The sequence below is a fragment of the Myxacorys sp. genome (assembly GCF_059501405.1).
In genome coordinates this window covers 1-3,564 of the sequence record NZ_JCACCM010000031.1, presented here as the reverse complement: position 1 = coordinate 3,564, position 3,564 = coordinate 1, and the positions used below count along the sequence as shown (strand labels likewise).

The window sequence follows — 3,564 nt, the reverse complement described above, 5'->3', positions numbered from 1 at the left end:
GGGCATCAATTCTTGAAGCACTATCTGTAGCTGGACTTTAGAGATTTGGTATCAGTTCCACAAGGGCTTGATCATGAAGGGACTAATCATGGTGCTATAAGGTGAAAATCCTCAACAACATCCCATCCTTGAGCTGCAATCTTCCAAGTATCCTCATTTCTAACTAACAGAAATGCGCTGACATCTCGTGTGACAGTTTGCTCATTCTCAATCATTTCGCTGCCTGCGATCGTTACCGCTACTTGACCAATAACCCAAATTTTGGTCGGGCTAGACGTTATTTTAGTCACTGAATGTAAGAAACTTCCTTCATGCAATCTGTCTCGAACTTCACCTGCTCTTCAATAGTGACACCTGCAGCAAACATAGAATCATCAAAGTTGGCAATCGGATGGTTATTAGCCAGACGATGTGGCCAAGCTGGATTAGCAAGAGCACCAGTACCTAGTGCAACAAGATCAGCATGACCTTCCGTAAGTATGCGTCTTGATTCCTCTGGTTGATGCATTCCACCATTAGCAATGACGGGAAGTCCAGTAAGTATGCGCGCCTGTTTTGGCAGACTTTCACCTCGTTTGGTCAAGCAACCGTGATTAAAACCTTTACCTTCACTTGCAAAATGGATGTAATCTGCACCCGATCGCTTCACAGCCTCAAAAATCACTGCACCATCGTTCAGTCCATCAGGCCAAAGATAATCAAAATCGTTCACTTTACCTTGTGAAAGCCTTACTCCAACAATGAATTCATTGCCAACTACTTCGCGCACTTGACTGATAATTTCAGCGGTCAAGCGAACACGATTAGCCAGACTTCCACCATAACTATCTTTACGCATATTGGTATATTCCGTAAGGAATTGATCGAGCAAATAGCCGTTAGCTCCATGAATTTCTACACCGTCGAACCCAACCTCTTTTGCCGCAAGAGCAGAATGAACAAAACCTCTAACTGCTTCCTCAATCTCCTCAAGGGTCATAGCTTTTGGCATAGGAAAAGATCCTGTCTTTACACTGTAACCTTCAAGCATCTTTCGCAAAGGCTGAATGGCAGATGGACCTCGTGTATCATCAAGGTGTTGAGACAGTGCCCCGCCGTGCATCAATTGCAGGTAGATAAATCCACCCGATTCATGCACTGCCTGAACCACCTTGCGCCATCCTGCCTGTTGTAGCCTTGATACTATTCCTGGCTGATTTGGATAAGACTGAGAAAAGTGGCTGTCGGTGTAAGTACCTTCACTGATAATCAGACCAAAGCCACCTTTTGCGTAGCGGGCATAGTATGTTGTCATAGCCTTAGTTGCCACACCGTCCCCTTTTGTGCTGACACGGCTCATGGGAGCAACAACAACCCTATTAGATAATGCAAGCACGCCAAGTTGGAATGGTTTGAGGGCTGGATGATCAGCAGTTCCACCGATCGAAAATCTATTAGCCATGATGCTTCTCCTGATAAATCGTTGAGTTTGCTTGAAGTCGGGAAGATTAACTGTTTTGAGTGCCCAAAAAATTCCAGCAGGCTCTATAAAGTGCAACATTCGCTGCATTTAGAAATAAAATCGTTTTGCTTGCTAGAAATTTGAGAAGACTTTCCCAAACGCTCTATCTAGATGAGTTTTAAGCAGGCTCTTGAGTGCGTGAAAAAGTTTTTGATTTCCTTAATACAAACGATAACAAGGAGCAAAAGGAATTGCAAATTCAATTAATTCACGTTTAAGATGAGGAAAACTCATCTACAACCTATGCGATCGCTTCCCTCACTCAATGCTTTGCATACCTTTGAAGTTGTGGCTCGACATCTGAGTTTTCAGCTAGCGGCTGAAGAACTGAACGTGACATCAACCGCTGTCAGCCATCAAATCAAAGTACTAGAAGATCAGTTGGGAGTCCTCCTATTTCGCCGTCATCCCCGTCCTCTAACGCTGACAGAGGCGGGACAGCTCTTGTATCCGGCAGTGAGCCAAAGCTTGGATATGGTTGCAGCGGCGGTATCTCGCCTAAAAAAAGTGCCAGAATCCACAACGTTAACAGTGAGCGTAACGACGGTGTTTGCAGCTAAGTGGCTGGTTCCTCGTTTATCTGACTTTCAACGAACTTATCCTGAAGTTGAGCTTCGACTACAAACCTCAAATGATGCAGTAGACTTACATCGGCAAACTGTTGATTTAGCCATTCGCTACGGTAGAGGCAGTTATCCAGGATTAGTCGTTCGCAGGCTGATGTCTGATGTATTCATGCCTGTGTGTAGCCCACAGTTAATGGATAGCAAGCATCCAATTAGAAAACCAGATGATTTATTACATCATCCGCTGTTACATTTCAAGTGGATTCACTTTGGAACAGAAGCCCCTGATTGGGAGAATTGGTTTAGAGCCGCTAGGCTGAACATCCTTGATTCAAAGCACAGACTTGAATTTAACGAAGAAAGTTTGGCGATTCAAGCGGCGATCGCAGGTCAAGGTGTCGCTTTATGCAGCAATATTCATGTTGCTGATGATGTAGCATTGGGCTTTTTAGTGCAGCCCCTTAATCTGTCACTGGATGGTTTTGATTATTCAGCGGTGTATCTAGAGAAGCACCCCAAAGAAACGCTGATTCTCAAGTTTGTAAGCTGGTTAGTCGAAATGGCTGGTACTTTCTCTCACCCTAGAGCGTTGGAGTAGAGTGGATCGAAAGTGTCAGAGTTGAAGCTTCACAAGGTCTAAAAACAAGGCTGTATTGACAAGAAAAGGAATGCTTCCTGAATCCTTTCGGTTAAGCGGATTGGAACATCGCTTCTAACGCCTGCACTCGCTCAACAAACCCACTTCGTCGCATAGATAGACACACGAATTCTGTCATTCGCGAACGGGGGCGCAAAAACTGCCGTACTTCCTCAAATGCCGCGCAGAATCGTTTTGCTGACTCAAACGCTCCAAACCCCAGCATCGAGTAGTAGCGGTGCTTGATACCGCGATGGTCTTGCTCAATCGGATTGTCCAAGCAAGTTCCTGGTTCATGCGTCACCGCTTCACCTAGTTCTTCTGCAATCGCGCGCGGGTAAGATGCTAGTCCATCCGTGACAACTCGATTTGGCGGCACTGGCGCGATCTCTAATGCTCGTGCAAAAAAAGCTTTCGCTGATTCCATATCTCGCTTTTCCCGTAGCAAGGAATCCACCAAATTGCCGTCTTCGTCCATGGTGCGATACAGGTAGCACCATCTACCTTTGACTCGAATGTACGTTTCGTTTACATACCAAGTTCCACCCATCGTTCCCGTGCGGTTTGTCCGCAGTTGCTCGGCAAGCCGAGGCGCGAACCGCTCTTCCCACTGCCGCACTGTTTCGTGCGTGAACTCGAACCCCCGCAGCAAGAGGAATTCTGCCACGTCGCGCAGGCTCATCTTGTAGCGCAATCGCCACACCAACACCTGAAACACGATATCAGTCGGCACTTCTAGAAAGTTGAACTGCGTGCCTGTGCGTTCATTAAAGCTCGACAGACATGCCCGACAATAGAACGTGTGATACCAAATTAAAAAATCTCGGCGACAGATAGGGCATTTAGGATAAAACTAAAGC

The 3,564-nt window shown here is 46.0% G+C and carries 4 protein-coding genes; 1 reads left to right on the top strand and 3 read right to left on the bottom strand.

What is annotated here, in order from left to right:
* Positions 1-86 precede the first annotated feature (86 nt).
* On the bottom strand, positions 87-290 hold the full coding sequence (locus tag AC5I6P_RS02910) for a hypothetical protein (RefSeq protein WP_495692262.1): 204 nt from the start codon (positions 288-290) through the stop codon (positions 87-89).
* Positions 287-1,540 (bottom strand): oxidoreductase, encoded by a 1,254-nt coding sequence (locus AC5I6P_RS02905; protein ID WP_495692261.1) that lies wholly within the window; start codon positions 1,538-1,540, stop codon positions 287-289. The genes AC5I6P_RS02910 and AC5I6P_RS02905 overlap by 4 nt, the downstream gene beginning before the upstream one ends.
* Positions 1,541-1,720: 180 nt before the next feature.
* Here AC5I6P_RS02905 and gcvA point away from each other — a divergent pair, with 180 nt between their 5' ends.
* On the top strand, positions 1,721-2,665 hold the full coding sequence (gene gcvA / locus AC5I6P_RS02900; RefSeq protein WP_495692260.1) for a transcriptional regulator GcvA: 945 nt from the start codon (positions 1,721-1,723) through the stop codon (positions 2,663-2,665).
* A gap of 91 nt (positions 2,666-2,756) precedes the next feature.
* Here the strand turns inward: gcvA and AC5I6P_RS02895 are convergent, their stop codons facing one another.
* On the bottom strand, positions 2,757-3,437 hold the full coding sequence (locus tag AC5I6P_RS02895) for an IS6 family transposase (protein ID WP_495692259.1): 681 nt from the start codon (positions 3,435-3,437) through the stop codon (positions 2,757-2,759).
* Positions 3,438-3,564: the final 127 nt, after the last annotated feature.